Source organism: Sabulicella glaciei, from assembly GCF_026183895.1.
Taxonomy (GTDB): Bacteria; Pseudomonadota; Alphaproteobacteria; order Acetobacterales; family Acetobacteraceae; genus Roseococcus; species Roseococcus glaciei.
Map to the genome: position 1 here is coordinate 104,823 of NZ_JAPFQI010000011.1, position 14,891 is coordinate 119,713.

Genomic DNA, 14,891 nt, shown 5'->3' on the forward strand with positions numbered 1-14,891 from the left:
ATGACACCGTGAATGCCATGGCGAAGCCGCTCCCGACGGGGAGCGAAGACACCCTCGCCATCGAGGAGGAGCTGAAGCGGCTCATCATCGAGGCCCTGTCCCTGGAAACCACGCCGGAGGAGATCGACGCCGAGGCGCCGCTCTTCGGCGACGGGCTGGGGCTCGATTCGATCGATGCGCTGGAGATCTCGCTGGTCGTGTCCAAGGCCTACGGGGTGCAGCTCCGGTCGGACGACGCGCAGAACCATCGGATCTTCGCGTCGCTCCGCTCCCTCGCCGCGCATGTCGCCGCTCAGCGCCTCCGCTGACATCTCCCCGCCTCCGGCGGAACCAGCCAAGCCCAGCCGGCGCCGCCTCCTCCTGGTGGTGCTGCCGTTTGGCCTCGCGCTCTGGGGTCTCGAGGTGGCGGCGGGCACGACGCTGCTGCGCTGGGCGGGGCCGGCGGGCGGGGCACTGCTGGCCGCCGCGGTGAACCTGCTGGTGGCGCTGCGCTTCGGGCTTTCGCTGCGCGCCGGGCGGGTGCCGCTGATCTCCCACTACGCGCGCTTCGACCGCCAGGGCCTGCCGCCGGAGGTGGAGGGCTACACCCGCGCCCTCACGGCGCTCTGGGCCGGGCTGCTGCTGCTGTCGGCCCTGGCGCATCTGCTCCCGCTGCTGGGTCTTGGGCGCACGGGGGCGATCCTGGCGGGGCAGGCCGTGCTGCTCGTCGGCGTCTTCCTGGGCGAGCACGCGCTGCGCGCCCACCGCTTCCCGCAGCTTCGCCCCGTCACGCCCTGGGGCACGCTGGGCGCCATCGGCCGCAGCCTGGGCGCGCGCCATGGCTGATTTCCTGCCCCTCCTCCCGCGCGCGGCGGGGGAGGCGATCGCCTTCCGGGACGGGCTTCCGCTTTCCGTCGCCGCATTCCGGCGCGAGGCCTCTTCCCTGGCCGCGCGCCTGCCCGCACAGGGCCATGCGGTGGATCTCTGCGCCGACCGCTCGCATTCCCTCGTCGCCTTTGCCGCCGCGGTGCTGCGCGGCCATCCGGTGCTGCTGGGCGGCGGCCGGGCCGGGGCGGCGCAATTCCTGCCCACCGCCGCGCGCTTCCCCGATGCCTACGTGCTGGCCGACGCGCCCGTGGCTGGCTGCCCCCTGCCGGTGATCCGCCTGGACGGTGCGCCGCCTGCCGGGGAGGCGCCGCCCTGGCCGGACATCCCCGCCGGGCGCACCGCCGCCATCGCCTTCACCTCCGGCTCCACCGGGGCGCCAAGCGCCCATCCCAAGCCCTGGGACGCGCTGGTCGCCGCGGCGCAGGCTGCCGCCACGCGCTTCGGCCTGCGCGAGGGGGACGGCCCGCCCGCCGCCGTCGCCGCCACTGTCCCGGCCCAGCACATGTACGGCTTCGAGACGACGATCATGCTGCCCCTCCAGGCGCAGGTCGCGGTGGAGGCGAAGGAAACCTTCTTCCCCGGCGACGTGCTGGCGGCGCTGGAGCGCCTGCCGGGCCGCCGCATCCTCGTTTCCACGCCGCTGCACCTGCGCGCCCTCCTTTCCGGCGACGCCCCGGCCCGGCCGCCCGCCGCCGTTGTTTCTGCCACCGCCCCCCTGGGGCGTGAGCTGGCGGCCGCGGTGGAGGAGCGCTGGGCCGCCCCCGTGCTGGAGATCTACGGCGCCTCCGAGGCGGGCTCCGTCGCCAGCCGCCGCACCGTGGAGGAGGAGGCTTGGCTGCCCTATCCCGGCATTGCAATGGAAGAAGCGGCGGCGCTTGTGCCGGGGCTTGGCCGCGTGCCCCTCGGCGACGCGCTGCAATTGCTGCCGGACGGGCGCTTCCGCCTGCTGGGCCGCATCGCCGACATCGTGAAGCTGGGCGGCAAGCGCGCCTCGCTGGGCGAGCTGAACCGCGCCCTGGCCGATGTGGAAGGGGTACAGGACGGCGTCTTCGTCGTGCCCGACGACCTGGAGCGGAACCCCGCCGCCCGGCTTTCCGCCGTGGTCGTCGCGCCCGGCCGCAGCGCGGAGGACATCCTGCTCGGCCTGCGGCGGCGGCTCGATCCCGCCTTCCTGCCGCGCCGCCTCCGGCTGGTGGAGGCACTGCCGCGCGACGCGCTGGGCAAGCTGCCGCGCCGCGCCCTGCTGGCGCTGGAGGGGAAGTGACACGCTTCGCCATCCCGGCGAACCATCCCAGCCTGCCCGGGCATTTCCCGGGCCATCCCATCGTGCCCGGCGTGCTGCTGCTGGATGAAGTGATGCAGGCCATCGCCCGGCGGGACGGGGCGGCGCCCACCGCGCTGCTGCGGGCCAAGTTCATCGCCCCCGTCGCGCCAGAGGAAACGGTTGAGGTGGAATTCGGCCCGGCCGGGCCGCGCCTGTCCTTCACCTGCCACGTGGGCGCGCGCGTCGTCGCGCGGGGGGAGTTCGGATGCCCGGCGCCACCCTCCCGCTGAACCCTCCCGGAAACGCCGGCGCGGCCCCGGACTGGCGCGCAGCGCCCGAGCGCGGCTCGCCCACGCTGCTGCGGCTGATGACGGCCATCGCCCTGCGCCTCGGCTGGCGCGTGGGTCATGCGCTGCTGTTCCCCATCACCGCCTATTTCCTGCTGACGGCGCCGCGCCCGCGCCGGGCCTCGCGCGAGTTCCTCCGCCGCGCCCTCGGGCGGGAGGCAGGATGGCGCGAGCTGTGGCGGCTTTATTTCAGCTTCAGCAGCACCATCCTGGACCGGGTCTGGCTCTGCACCGGGCGCACCGAAGGCTTCCGACTGGAGATGCGCGGGCTGGACGATCTGCGGGCGCGGATGGCGGAAGGCCGCGGCGTGCTGCTCCTGGGCGCCCATCTCGGCTCCTTCGAGGCGATGCGCGCCGTGGCCGATGCCGGCTGCCCGGTGGAGCTGGCCGTGCTGATGCACGAGGGCAACGCCGCCCGCGTGAAGCAATGGGCCGACGCGCTGGGCGGCGAGGCGCGCGCCGCCGCGATCATCCCGCTGGGCCAGCCCGACGCCATGCTGCGCGTGCGCGAATGCCTGGAGCGCGGCGGGCTGGTGGGGCTGCTGGCCGACCGCGCGCCGGAAGGGGCGCGCATGGTGTCCGTTCCCTTTCTCGGCTCCCCCGCGCCGCTGCCCGCCGGGCCGCACCAGCTGGCCGCACTGCTCGGCGTGCCGGTGATGCTGGCCTTCGGGCTGCGCCGCGGGCCGCGCCGCTACGAGGTGCGCTTCGAGCCCTTCGAAGACCTCACCGCCCCCGTGCCCCGCGCCGGGCGGGAGGAATTCCTCCGCCGCTCGCTCCCCCGCTACGCGGCGCGGCTGGAGGACACGGCGCGCGAGGCGCCGGACAACTGGTTCAACTTCCACCGGTTCTGGGGCGCGTGAGGCGGCGCCTCCTCCTCGCCGCCCTGGCGGCGCCGGGCGCGGCGCGGGCGGAAACGCCCCTGGAGGCGCAGATGCGCCGGATGGCGGCGGTGCGCAGCCGCCGCTCCCGTTTCGAGGAGGAGCGCGCCCTGCCGGAGCTGGACGTGCCCATCCCCTATAGCGGCACGCTGACCTGGCAGGCGCCCGACCGCCTGGAGAAGCACACGGTCTCCCCCATCGAGGAGCGCCTCGTCGTGGCCGGTCCCCGTTTGACCTGGGAGCGGCCGGACCGGGGCCAGCGCCAGGATTTCGCCCTCGCCAGCCAGCCCGAGATGGCGGCGCTGGTGGAGGCGGTGCGCGCCACGCTGGCCGGCGACCTCGCGACCTTGGGGCGCCACTACGACATCCGCTTCGACCCCGAGGCCGACGGAAGCTGGAGCCTGCGCCTCATCCCCTCCTCCCTGCGGCTGCGCGGGATGGTGCAGCGCCTCACCCTGCGCGGGACCGGGACGGAGGTGCTGGAAGTGGAAACCCAGGAGGGCGGCGGGATCAGCCGCATGAGGATCTTCCCTCTCCCTTGATGCGCCCCTTCCTGGCCCTGCTCCTGCTCGCCGCGCTGGGTGGCGCGCTGCTGGCCCGCCACCCGCCGCGCGCCGACCTCGCGGAATTCCTGCCGCCGGGCAACAGCCCGGCCAGCACCTTCCTGTTCCGCGAGCTGCGCTCGGGCGCGGCCACCACCCTGCTTCTCGCCGCCATCGAGGGAGCGCCGCGCGCGGAGATGGCGCGGCTGTCGCGCGAAACCGCGGCCTCGCTGCGCACATCGGGCCGCTTCTCCTTCGTCGGCGACGGCACGCTGCGCCTGGGCGAGGCGGAGGAAGCCTTCCTGTTCCGCCATCGCTACCTGCTTTCGGGCGAAACACGGCCGGACGCCTTCACGGCGGAGGCGCTGCGCCCACGTCTGGAGGCGTTGCTGGACGGGCTGCGCGGCGCCGCCGCACCGCTTCTGGCCCGCTTCGGCTTCGCCGACCCGACGGGGGCCTTTCCCCGCCTCGCGGCACGGTGGCTGGGGGAGAACCGGCTGGAAAGCAGCGACGGCGCCTGGTTCACCACCGATGGCAGCCGCGTCCTGCTGCTGGCCCGCTCGGCCGGTGGGGGGCTGGACGCGGAGGCGCAGCGAGAAGCCATGGCCGCCTTCCGCGAGGGCTTCGCCGCCGCCAGCCCGCCTCCCGGCGCGCGGCTGCTGCTGAGCGGCCCCGGCGTCTTCGCGGCGGAGGCCGCCGCCTCCATCCGCGCCGACGTGCAGCTGGCCTCGGGGCTGGGAGCCAGCCTGCTGGCGCTGTTTCTCTTCTGGCGCTTCCGCTCGGCGGCGCTGCTGCTGCTGGTGGCGGTGCCGCTGCTGGCCGGCGCGCTGGCGGGCTATGCGCTGACGCTGCTGGTCTTCGGCACCGTCCATGCGGTGGCGCTGGGCTTCGGCATGACCATGCTCGGCGTCACGGTGGACTACCCGATCCTGCTGCTGACCCTGCGCCGCCCCGGCGAGGCGATGGAGGACGCGGCGCGGCGCCTTTGGCCGACGCTGCGCCTCGCCGCGGGGGCGGCGGCGGCGGGGCTGATCGCCATGCTGGGCTCCGGCCTGCCGGGGCTGGCGCAGCTGGGCAGCTTCGCGGCCGCCGGCGTGGTGACGGCGGCGCTGACGACGCGCTGGCTGCTGCCGCGCCTGGCGCCGCCCGGCTTCGCGGCCGAGCCGCGGGCGCTGCCCGCGTCCGTGCTGCGGCCGCTGCGCGCCCTGCAAGGACGCCGCACCCTGGCGCTGGGGGCGATGGGGCTGGCCGTGCTGGCTCTGCTCGCCTCGGGCGGGCCGCGCCTGCAACGCGACATGGCCGCGCTTTCCCCCGTGCCGGCGGCGCAGCAGAGCCTGGATGCCGAGCTGCGCGCGGTGCTCGGCGCGCCCGACGTGCGCGCCCTGTTCGTCCTCGGCCCCGCCGCCTCGGAGGAGGAGGCGCTGCGGGGCGCGGAAGCGCTGCGCCAGGCCGCCGCGCCGCTCCTTGCGCGCGGGCTGCTGGCGGGCCTGGACCTCCCCTCGGACTGGCTGCCCTCCCTTGCCGCGCAGCGGGAGCGGCAGGCTTCGCTGCCGGCGCCGGAGGAACTCGCGGAGGCGCTGCGCGCGGCCTCGGCCGGGCTGCCCTTCCGCCCCACCGCCTTCCGCCGCTTCGAGGCGGCGGTGGCGGAGAGCCGCGCCCTGGACCCCATCACCCCCGAGGCCTTCGCGCGGGAGGCCCCAGTCCTGTCCGCCCGGCTTTCGCCGCTGCTGGCCCGGCAGGAGGGCGCGCACTGGGCCATCGCCCCCGCCAGCGGCGTTTCGGACCCGCTGGCGCTGGAAGCGGCGGCCGCGGGGCTGGGCCTACCGGGCGTCGCCTTCCTGGACACCAAGCTGGAGATGGAGCGGCTGCTGCTCGCCTACGGAACCGCGACGCTGGGCTGGGCGGCGGCGGGCGGGGCGCTGGTGCTGCTGATCCTCGGCTGGGGGCTGGGCGGGCTACGCCCGGCCTTGCGCGCGGCGGGGCCGATCGGCGGCGCGCTGCTGCTGGCCCTTGCCACCCTCGCCCTGGCGGGCGAGGCGCTGAACCTGTTCCACCTCGCCGCCCTTTTGCTGCTGGCGGGACTTGCCATAGATTATGCGCTGTTTCTCGCCCGTGCCGAGATGGACCCACGCACCTTGGAAGCCGTCCTGACCTGCGTCCTTTCCACGCTCCTGACCTTCGGCCTCCTGCTGGTCTGTGAAACCCCCGTGCTGCGCGGCATCGGCCTCACCGTCAGCGCGGGCGTCGCCTCGGCCTTCCTGCTCGCCCTGGCCCTCCTGCCCCGGCGGGCGGCATGAGCGGCCGCGCTTCCCCCTGGCCGCTGGCCATCTCGGCCCGGACGGTGGTGACGGCGCTCGGGGCGGGGGTCGAACCGCTGCGGGCCGCGCTGCGCGACCGCATTTCCGGCCTTGCCCCCGCACGCTTCCCCAGCGCCCCGGACGGCATCTGGACCGGCGAGGTGCCGGGGCTAGAGGAAGCCGCCCCGCCGCCCGGCCTCGCCGGGTTTGACTGCCGCAACAACCGCTTGGCCGAACTGGCCCTGCGCGCCGACGGCTTCGCCGAGGCGGTGCGGGCGGCGGTCGCGCGGCATGGCGCGCATCGCGTCGCCGTGGTGGTCGGCACCAGCACCGCCGGCATCGAGGAAACCGAGCAGGCCTATCGCCGCCGCCCGGAGGGGCAGGCGGAGCTGCCCGCCGATTTCGACTACCGCCGCACCCATGACCTCCAAGCCCTGCCGCAATACCTCCAGGCCCGGCTCGGGCTGTCGGGCCCGGCGCTGGTCATCTCCACCGCCTGCACCTCCGGCGCCCGCGCCATCATGGAGGCGGCGACCCTGATCGCCGCAGGCGTCGCGGATGCGGTGGTGGCGGGCGGGGTGGACAGCCTGTGCCGGCTGACGCTGCAGGGCTTCAACGCGCTGGAATTGCTGAGCCGCGGCCCCACCCGCCCCTGCGCGGGCGACCGCGACGGCATCACGATCGGCGAAGCGGCAGGGCTGCTGCTGCTGGAACGCCCGGCGGACGCGCCCCCTGGCGCCACGCTGCTGCTGGGCGCCGGGGCCAGCAGCGACGGCCACCACATGTCCTCCCCGCATCCGGAGGGGCTGGGCGCCGTCTCCGCCATGCGCGCCGCGCTGGACTCCGCCGGGATCGCGCCGGAGGAGATCGGCTACGTCAACCTGCACGGCACCGGCACCCGTGCCAATGACGCGATGGAGGACCGGGCGGTGCATCACCTGTTCGGCGCCGCCGTGCCCTGCTCCTCCACCAAGGGCTGGACGGGGCACACGCTGGGCGCATCCGGCGCCATCGAGGCGGTGATCGGCGCCCTCTGCGTGGAGGAGGGGCTGGTGCCCGGCTGCCTGCGCGTGGACCAGCCCGACCCGGAGTTCCGCTCGGCCATCGCGACCGCAAACCGGGCCACCCCGTTGCAGCGCGTGCTCAGCAATTCCTTCGGCTTCGGCGGCAGCAACTGCTCCCTGGTCATCGGCCGCGCATGATCCGCTGCACGGTGCACGGGCTTTCCGTCTGGGGTCCCGGCCTTTCCGGATGGGCGGCGAGCGAGGCCGTGCTGGCCGGGACCGTCCCCTGGTCCGAGGCGGAATGCGCCGTGCCCGCCCCCGCCCTGCTGTCCCCCACGGAGCGTCGCCGCGCCGGGGCCACCACGCGCCTCGCCCTCGCCGCCGCGTCCGAGGCGACGGAAGCGGAGCCCGACCGCGCGGCGCTGGAAACAGTCTTCAGCAGCGCCAATGGCGACGGCGCCGTGGTGGGCGCGCTGATGGAGGCGCTGCAAGGCGAGGAGGTCGCCCTTTCGCCCACGCAGTTCCACAACTCGGTGCACAATGCGGCGGCGGGGTACTGGCACATCGCGGTCGGCTCCACCCGTCCCTCCCTGTCGCTGGGCGGACATGACGCGGCCTTCGGGGCGGGGCTGCTGGCGGCCGCCGCGACGGCCCTGGTGCGCGGCGGGCCGGTGCTGCTTTGCGCCTATGACGTGCCCATGCCCGCGCCGCTGCACGGGGCGCGCCCCACCGCCTTCCCCTTCGCCGCCGCCTTGGTGCTGCGCCCCGCCGAGGCGCCGGGCGCGCGCGCCGTGCTGGAACTCGACCCGCGCCCCGGCACCGTGCCCGAGGCCGTGCCGGCGGACGCCCTGGCGGCACTGGAAACGGGCAACCCCGCCGCCCGCGCCCTGCCGCTGCTGCGCGCCCTGGCGGCGCGGCGCGAGGCTTCGCTGCGCCTCGCCGCCGGGCCCGAGAGCCACCTGGAGCTGCGCTGCCTTCCATGCTGACCCTGCCCGGCGATGCCGAGGCGGTCGCGCGCCTCGTGCCCCATGCGGGCGCCATGTGCCTGCTCGACCGCGTGCTGCACTGGGAGGAGGCGCGCATCCTGTGCGAAACCGCGCGCCACCGCGATCCCACGCACCCGCTGCGCCGCGACGGGATGCTGCCCTCCGTTTGCGGCGTCGAGTTCGCCTTGCAGGCCATGGCGCTGCACGGCGCTCTGGGGCAGGGCGCGGCGCAGCGCCGGGGATTCGTGTCCTCGCTGCGCGACGTTGCCCTGCACGTCCCCCGGCTGGACGAGGTGCCCGGCCCGCTGGCGGTGGAGGCCGAGGCGCTGGTGGCCGAGGCCTCGGGCTTCATCTACCGCTTCGCCGTCCGGGGCGCCGGGGCCACGCTGCTGGAGGGCCAGGCGGCCGTGATCCTCGCATGACGACGGCCCGCCGCACCCTGGTGACGGGAGGTTCCAGCCCGCTGGGCGCCGCCATGTCCCGCCACCTCGCCGCGCAGGGGCACGAGGTGCTGATCCACGCCCATGCCGGACTGGAGCGCGCCGAGGCGCTGGCGGAGGAGATTCGCGCCGGGGGCGGACGCGCCGCCGCTTTGGGCTTCGATCTGACCGACGTGCCCGGTACCGCCGCCGCGCTGGAGCGCGTGCTGGCGGACGGGCCGGTGCAGATCCTGGTCCACAACGCCGGCATCCACGACGACGTGCCGCTCGCCGCCATGACCGAGGCGCAGTGGCGCGGCGTGGTGGAGGTGTCGCTGACGGGTTTCTACGCGGCGCTGCGGCCGCTGATCATGCCGATGATGGGCACGCGCTGGGGGCGCGTGGTCGCCATCTCCTCCATCTCGGGCCTCATGGGCAATCGCGGGCAGGCAGCCTATGCCGCGGCCAAGGCGGGGCTGATCGGCGCGGTGAAGACCGTCTCGCTCGAGTACGCCTCGCGCGGGGTGACAGCCAATGCGGTGGCGCCCGGCATCATCGAGAGCCCGGCCGTGTCCGCCGCCCTCCCGCCCGAGCGCATCCGGGAGATGGTGCCCGCCCGCCGCGCCGGGCGGCCGGAGGAGGTGGCCGCGGTGGTGGGCTTCCTGTGCTCCGACGCCGCCAGCTATGTCAGCGGGCAGGTGATCGCGGTCAGCGGCGGGCTGGGCTGACCCCGCCCATGGCGGATTCGCGCATGACGGCGTTCCGCAGGTTCTGCACCCAGGCATTGTAGTTCGGGTGGATCGTGCCGGCCCCGGCGTTCAGGTTGGTGCTGTCCACGTAGCGGATGCTGAAGCGGTTCCGGTCGTAGGGGATGTCCACCACCGCCTGGTGCCCGCGAAGGTTCAGCGTGCCGCGCATCAGCCCCGGCTGCCAGTCCGACATGGACCAGCCGAGCGAGGCGCCGGCGCGGCGGATCTGCAAGGCGCGCTCGGCCAAGCTGCCCGGCCCCCCGAACTCGCCATCCACCTGGGAAACCAGCGCGGCCTGCCGCCCGCAGGCGGCGAGGGCGGGCAGGGTGAGGCCAAGCAGCAGGAGGGTGCGGCGTTGCGCGGTCATGGCGGGGTTCCCTTGGTCTGGCGGCGGGATGATGGCCTTGCTTCCCAGGCGCGGCAAGCCGAAGACGCTCTTGCGGTCCAGGCGCCCGCGTCACATGCTCCCGCCTCATGAGACGGCTTCCCCTGCTGCTTGTGCTCCTCCTCATCTCGGCCTGCGAAAGCCGCCAGCCCGGCGCGCGGGCCGGCGCCGCGCTGGACCGCGCGGGCACCCGAACCGGCGATGCGCTGGGGCACGCCGCGCAATCCACCGGCGCCGCGCTGGACCGTGCCGGCGACTGGATGCGCGACCGGACGCGCTGAAAGCGGCTACTCGGCCGGCGCCAGCGCCGTCGGTTCCTCCGGCATGCGGGGGCCGAGGCCGAAGCGGTGCAGCGCCGACAGTACGTGGAACACCGCCTTGAAGCTCAGGATGGGCAGGGTGGCGCGCGGGTCGCCGCGCAGGTTGCCGGCCAGCATGTTGATGATGCCGTCGCGCATCCACAGCGTGTTGCGCGGCGCCATGAACAGCGAGCGCAGCACCGGGTCGTTGATGCGGTAGATCAGCCAGCTGATGCGGTCCATCGCGTCGGCCAGCTCGCGGTTGGTGCGCGCCGCCAGGCGCTGCCCACGCGCCGGGTCGTCCAGCCAGGCATGGGCGGCTTCCGCGCCCAGCTCGCCCGCCGTCATCGCCATCAAGACGCCGGTCGAGAACATCGGGTCTACGAAGCCATAGGCGTCGCCGATCATCAGGAAGTTGTCGCCGAAGCCCTGGCGCGCGCGGTAGCTGTAGTTGCCGGTGCTGTAGATGTCGCTGACCATCCGCGCGCCGCGCAGCCGGTCCGACACGGTGGGGGAGGAGGCAATGCGCGCCGCGAACACCTCCTGCGCCGCGCCCTTGCGGTTCTTCCAGGCGGATTGGTTGCCGACGAAGCCGACGCTCATCACGTCGCCCGGCAGCGGGATCAGCCAGAACCAGCCATCCTCCGCGAGGTGGATGGAGATGTAGCCCTCCAGCTCCCCGGTGCGGCGCTCCACCCCCTCGAAATGCGCGTACATGGCGGCGGTGTTGTTGTACTTGTTGGTGTCCTTCACCCGCATCCGCCCGGCGAGGAAGGTGTCGCGCCCGGAGGCGTCCAGCACGTAGCGCGGGCGGAACTCCAGCGCCTCCTTCTCCGGACCCTCCGCGAGGACGGTGGCGCGCTCGCCCGGCGCGCCGAAGCGGATGTCGGTGACGCGCACGCGCTCCCGCGCATCGGCACCCTTGGACCGAGCGTTGCGGAACAGCAGCGCGTCGAAATCCGAGCGCCGCACCTGCCACGCGCTGGTGCGCGAGCGGTTGAGCGCCTGGGCGAAGGGGAAGGCGCAGGACCGCCCGGTGCGGTCGCTGACGAACTCGGCGCCCGGCTTGTGCACGCCGATGCCGCGCACCTCCTCCAGCACGCCGAGGCGCTCCAGGACGTCAAGGTTGCGGGGCAGGAGGCTTTCGCCGATGTGGAAGCGCGGATGCGCCTCCTTTTCCAGCAGGGTGACGGAGCGTCCCTGCATGGCGAGGAGGGCGGCGGCGGTGGAGCCCGCCGGGCCCCCGCCCACGATGAGGATGTCTGGTGATGCGGTGCCGGGCATGGCGCGAAGGCAGCGCAGCCCCCGGCTTCCTGTCAAGCGCCTCAGCGCAGCATCGGCGAAAGCAGCAGGAAGGCCGCGAATCCGCCCACCGCCAGCGACCCGGCGCGCGGCACGAATCGCGCCTTGCCCGCACGCCCCGCCGCCGCGCCCAGCGTGGCGCCGAAGGCAATCCAGCCCAGGGCGCACATCATCAGCAGCGTGGTAAAGCCCAGAAGATAAAGGCCCACGCCGGGATGGCCGAAGGGAATGACCACGAGGGCCAGCACCAGCGCCTTGGGATTCAGCAGCGTGGTCAGCCAGACCTGCGCGAAGCTCACCGCGCCGCCCGGTCCTGGCCCGGCCTCGCCACGCTGCCAGAGCCGCACGGCCAGCAGGACGAGATAGGCCCCCACCACCACCCGCAAGGCGCCCGAGACGAGGGGCGAGGTCGCCACGGCCGGGCCGATCAGCAGCCCGATGCCGAGGATGGCGATGAGGTAGCCCGCCGCCTCCGCGAGGATGAGCTTCAGCGAGGCGCGCAGCCCGGCCATGGCGCCCGCGGTCGCCAGCAGGGTGTTGGTGGGGCCGGGCGTGCCCAGCAGCGCCAGCACGGCCAGGGCGAAGAGCAGCGGGTCTTGCATCGCCCGTGCATAGGACGGAACCGCGCGCCCGGCGATGCGGCCGCCCAACATTCCTTGCCGGGGGCAGGCGGCCGCACCTAGCCTCCGGGCAGGAGGACCCCGCCATGCCCGAGGCCGCGATCCGCGCCTTCTTTCACGAACCCACCAACACGGTCAGCTACCTCGTCTGGTGCCCCGATACGCGCGAGGGGGCGGTGGTGGACCCCGTGCTGGATTGGAACCAAGCGGCGGGCGAGGCCTCGACCCGCTCCGCCCAGGCCATCCTCGATGCGGCGCGGGAGGAGGGGGTGCGGATCGCCCGCATCCTGGAAACCCACGCCCATGCCGACCACCTGACCGCGGCGCCCTGGCTGAAGGCCCGCACCGGCGCCCTCATCGGCATCGGCGCCCGCATCACGGAGGTGCAGCGCATCTTCCGCCCCGTCTTCGACGTAGAGGCGGACCCGGGCGATTTCGACGAGCTTTACGAGGATGGCGATCATTTCGCCCTCGGCCATCTGCGGGTGGAGGTGCTGCACGTGCCCGGCCACACCCCGGCCGACATCGCCTACAAGGTCGGTGACGACGTGTTCGTGGGCGACACGCTGTTCATGCACGATTACGGCACGGCGCGCTGCGACTTCCCGGGCGGCGATTGCCGCGCCCTGTGGGGTTCCATCGCCCGCCTCCTCGCCCTGCCGGACCATACAAGGCTGTGGATGTGCCACGACTACAAGGCGCCCGGGCGGGACCGCTTCGCCTGGCAGTCCAGCGTGGCGGAGCAGAAGGCGCACAACCCGCACCTCAAGCTGGGCGAGGAGGAGTTCGTGCGCTTCCGGCAGGAGCGCGACGCCAAGCTGTCGCCGCCCGCGCTGCTGATCCCCTCCATCCAGGTCAACATCCGCGCCGGGCGCTTCCCGGAGGCGGAGGCGAACGGCGTCCGCTACCTGAAGCTGCCGGTGAAGGGCACCGTCGAGTGAGGGCTTCTTGAATTTCAGGATTTGCAGAAATATCTGACTGTCATGGAATTGCCGCCCCTCATCCAGTCCTTCGTGCTCCATTTCGGGGAGATGGGGTCGCGCTGGGGCATCAACCGCACGGTGGGGCAGATCTACGCCCTGCTCTACGTGTCCGACCGGCCCTTGAACGCAGAGGACATCGTGGAGGCGCTGGGCGTGTCCCGCTCCAACGTGTCCATGGGGCTGAAGGAGCTGGACACCTGGCGCCTCGTCCGCCGCCTGCACCTGCCCGGCGACCGGCGCGACCATTTCGCCGCGCTGGAGGATCCCTGGGCGGTGATCCGCACCCTGGCGGAGGAGCGGCGCAAGCGCGAGGTGGACCCGACCCTGTCCGTGCTGCGCGACCTCGCGATGCAGAAAGCATCCAGCCCAGCCGAGCAGCACGCGCAGGAACGGCTGCGCGAGATGACGGAAGCGATCGAACTCCTCACCTCCTGGGCGGACGAGATCGCGAAGCTGCCGGATGACCGCATCGTCGCCCTGCTGCGCATGGGCAGCGGCGTCGCCAAGGTCCTGGATTCTGGCCGCAAGCTGAAGCTGATCATGGGCGGGAAGAAGTCCCGCCAGAAGGAGAAGTGACGATGGACGGCGTGATGCTGTCGCGGATCCAGTTCGCGGCGAACATCTCCTTCCACATCCTGTTCCCCGCGATCACTATCGCGCTGGGCTGGATCCTGCTCTTCCTGAAGCTGCGCTTCAACGCGACCCGGGACGAGGCGTGGATGGATGCCTACAAGTTCTGGGTGAAGGTCTTCGCGCTTTCCTTCGCCATGGGCGTCGTCTCGGGCGTCACCATGTCCTTCCAGTTCGGCACCAACTGGCCGGGCTACATGGAGCGCGTGGGCAACATCGCCGGGCCGCTGCTGGCCTACGAGGTCATCACCGCCTTCTTCCTGGAGGCAACCTTCCTGGCCGTCATGCTGTTCGGCTACGGCCGCGTGCCCGACCGGCTGCACACGCTGGCGACGTTTCTCGTCGCCCTGGGCACGACCATGTCGGCCTTCTGGATCCTGGTGCTGAATTCCTGGATGCAGACCCCGGCGGGGTTCGAGATCCGCGACGGCGTGGCCCACGCGACGGACTGGGCGGCGATCATCCTCAACCCTTCCATGCCCTATCGCGTCACGCACATGCTGCTCGCCTCCGGCCTCACCGCCTCCTTTCTGGTGGCGGGCCTGTCGGCCTTTCGCTGGCTGCGCGGCGACGACAGCCCGGGCGTGCTGCGTGCCATGCGCGTCGGCGTCTTCGTTGCCGCCACGCTGATCCCGCTGCAGATCCTGGCCGGCGACATGCACGGGCTGAACACGCTGCACCACCAGCCGCAGAAGGTCGCGGCGATGGAGGGCATCTGGGAAACGGAGCGTGGCGCCGGGCTGCGCCTCTTCGCCTGGCCCGACGACGCTGGGCGACGCAACCGCTTCGAGGTGGAGATCCCGCGCCTCGGCTCGCTGATCCTCACCCATAGCTGGGATGGCGAGATCCGCGGCCTCAACGAGTTCGAGGGCCAGCACCCGCCCGTGCTGCCCGTCTTCCTGGCCTTCCGTGTCATGGTCGGCGTGGGCGTGCTGATGCTGCTCGTCTCCTGGTGGGCGGCGCTGTCCTTCTGGCGGCGCGGCCGGGTGTCGCGGCCGGCGGCCTGGGCGCTCGCCGCCATGACCTTCTCCGGCTGGGTGGCGACACTGGCCGGCTGGTACACGACGGAGATCGGCCGCCAGCCCTGGCTCGTCACCGGCATCCTTCGCACCGGGGAGGCGGCCGGACCGGTCCCGGCGGGCACGGTGGCCACCTCGCTCGCCGCCTATCTCGCGGTCTATGCCTTCCTGCTGCTCGCCTATCTCGGCACGTTGCTGCACCTCGCTCGCCGCCCGGCGCTCACCGGACCGGATGCGCCCGGCGAGCCCAAGCGCCCCGGCCTGCCCGCCGCAGCCACGCTGGTCCCGGGGGAGTGACGG

Annotated in this window: 18 protein-coding genes; 15 read left to right on the forward strand and 3 right to left on the reverse strand. The window is 73.6% G+C overall.

Translation table 11 applies throughout. The annotated features are described in order from the left end of the window. Positions 1-17: 17 nt before the first annotated feature. Genes OF850_RS14490 through fabG form a run of 11 tightly spaced genes read left to right on the forward strand, consistent with a single transcriptional unit; the run spans position 18 to position 9,332 of the window. Positions 18-308, forward strand: a complete 291-nt coding sequence (locus OF850_RS14490) for a phosphopantetheine-binding protein (protein WP_301590972.1) — start codon at positions 18-20, stop codon at positions 306-308. Continuing rightward, positions 283-825 carry a hypothetical protein gene (locus OF850_RS14495; protein WP_301590973.1) on the forward strand — a complete coding sequence of 181 codons (543 nt, stop codon included), beginning with the start codon at positions 283-285 and terminating at the stop codon, positions 823-825. Before OF850_RS14490 ends, OF850_RS14495 begins: the two co-directional genes overlap by 26 nt. Next, positions 818-2,131, forward strand: a complete 1,314-nt coding sequence (locus OF850_RS14500) for an AMP-binding protein (protein ID WP_301590974.1) — start codon at positions 818-820, stop codon at positions 2,129-2,131. Before OF850_RS14495 ends, OF850_RS14500 begins: the two co-directional genes overlap by 8 nt. Continuing rightward, positions 2,128-2,421: a hypothetical protein gene (locus tag OF850_RS14505; protein WP_301590975.1), complete on the forward strand. Its 294-nt coding sequence runs from the start codon at positions 2,128-2,130 to the stop codon at positions 2,419-2,421. The genes OF850_RS14500 and OF850_RS14505 overlap by 4 nt, the downstream gene beginning before the upstream one ends. Continuing rightward, the gene (locus OF850_RS14510) at positions 2,397-3,338 is read left to right on the forward strand and encodes an LpxL/LpxP family acyltransferase (protein ID WP_301590976.1); all 942 of its coding nucleotides are present in this window, start codon (positions 2,397-2,399) and stop codon (positions 3,336-3,338) included. Before OF850_RS14505 ends, OF850_RS14510 begins: the two co-directional genes overlap by 25 nt. Continuing rightward, positions 3,335-3,898: a LolA family protein gene (locus tag OF850_RS14515; RefSeq protein WP_301590977.1), complete on the forward strand. Its 564-nt coding sequence runs from the start codon at positions 3,335-3,337 to the stop codon at positions 3,896-3,898. The genes OF850_RS14510 and OF850_RS14515 overlap by 4 nt, the downstream gene beginning before the upstream one ends. Continuing rightward, on the forward strand, positions 3,898-6,195 hold the full coding sequence (locus OF850_RS14520; RefSeq protein WP_301590978.1) for an MMPL family transporter: 2,298 nt from the start codon (positions 3,898-3,900) through the stop codon (positions 6,193-6,195). Before OF850_RS14515 ends, OF850_RS14520 begins: the two co-directional genes overlap by 1 nt. Next, entirely contained in the window at positions 6,192-7,397 is a 1,206-nt protein-coding gene (locus tag OF850_RS14525; RefSeq protein ID WP_301590979.1) for a beta-ketoacyl-ACP synthase, read from the forward strand. The genes OF850_RS14520 and OF850_RS14525 overlap by 4 nt, the downstream gene beginning before the upstream one ends. Continuing rightward, positions 7,394-8,185, forward strand: a complete 792-nt coding sequence (locus OF850_RS14530) for a beta-ketoacyl synthase chain length factor (RefSeq protein ID WP_301590980.1) — start codon at positions 7,394-7,396, stop codon at positions 8,183-8,185. The genes OF850_RS14525 and OF850_RS14530 overlap by 4 nt, the downstream gene beginning before the upstream one ends. Then, positions 8,179-8,607 carry a phosphotransferase gene (locus OF850_RS14535; protein WP_301590981.1) on the forward strand — a complete coding sequence of 143 codons (429 nt, stop codon included), beginning with the start codon at positions 8,179-8,181 and terminating at the stop codon, positions 8,605-8,607. Before OF850_RS14530 ends, OF850_RS14535 begins: the two co-directional genes overlap by 7 nt. Next, positions 8,604-9,332, forward strand: coding sequence for a 3-oxoacyl-ACP reductase FabG (gene fabG, locus OF850_RS14540; protein WP_301590982.1), 729 nt, complete (start codon positions 8,604-8,606; stop codon positions 9,330-9,332). Before OF850_RS14535 ends, fabG begins: the two co-directional genes overlap by 4 nt. Here the strand turns inward: fabG and OF850_RS14545 are convergent. Beyond that, positions 9,313-9,720, reverse strand: coding sequence for a hypothetical protein (locus tag OF850_RS14545; RefSeq protein WP_301590983.1), 408 nt, complete (start codon positions 9,718-9,720; stop codon positions 9,313-9,315). The two genes, fabG and OF850_RS14545, sit on opposite strands and share 20 nt — an antisense overlap. A 107-nt stretch (positions 9,721-9,827) precedes the next feature. Between OF850_RS14545 and OF850_RS14550 the strand changes: the two genes are divergently transcribed. Next, positions 9,828-10,019, forward strand: coding sequence for a hypothetical protein (locus OF850_RS14550; protein WP_301590984.1), 192 nt, complete (start codon positions 9,828-9,830; stop codon positions 10,017-10,019). Between the two features lie 6 nt (positions 10,020-10,025). Here the strand turns inward: OF850_RS14550 and OF850_RS14555 are convergent, their stop codons facing one another. Together OF850_RS14555 and OF850_RS14560 are read right to left on the reverse strand one after the other, a co-directional pair. Beyond that, entirely contained in the window at positions 10,026-11,357 is a 1,332-nt protein-coding gene (locus OF850_RS14555; RefSeq protein WP_301590985.1) for an NAD(P)/FAD-dependent oxidoreductase, read from the reverse strand. A 5-nt stretch (positions 11,358-11,362) separates the two neighbouring features. Next, the gene (locus OF850_RS14560) at positions 11,363-11,941 is read right to left on the reverse strand and encodes a LysE family translocator (protein ID WP_301590986.1); all 579 of its coding nucleotides are present in this window, start codon (positions 11,939-11,941) and stop codon (positions 11,363-11,365) included. 104 nt (positions 11,942-12,045) lie between these two features. On the opposite strand from OF850_RS14560, the gene OF850_RS14565 reads away from it, so the two are divergent. The 3 genes from OF850_RS14565 to OF850_RS14575 are packed head-to-tail and all read left to right on the forward strand — an operon-like array spanning position 12,046 to position 14,888. Beyond that, on the forward strand, positions 12,046-12,900 hold the full coding sequence (locus OF850_RS14565; RefSeq protein ID WP_301590988.1) for an MBL fold metallo-hydrolase: 855 nt from the start codon (positions 12,046-12,048) through the stop codon (positions 12,898-12,900). 42 nt (positions 12,901-12,942) lie between these two features. Next, complete coding sequence (locus OF850_RS14570) at positions 12,943-13,518, forward strand: GbsR/MarR family transcriptional regulator (RefSeq protein ID WP_301590990.1); 576 nt, start codon at positions 12,943-12,945, stop codon at positions 13,516-13,518. A gap of 2 nt (positions 13,519-13,520) precedes the next feature. Next, the gene (locus tag OF850_RS14575) at positions 13,521-14,888 is read left to right on the forward strand and encodes a cytochrome ubiquinol oxidase subunit I (RefSeq protein ID WP_301590991.1); all 1,368 of its coding nucleotides are present in this window, start codon (positions 13,521-13,523) and stop codon (positions 14,886-14,888) included. Positions 14,889-14,891: the final 3 nt, after the last annotated feature.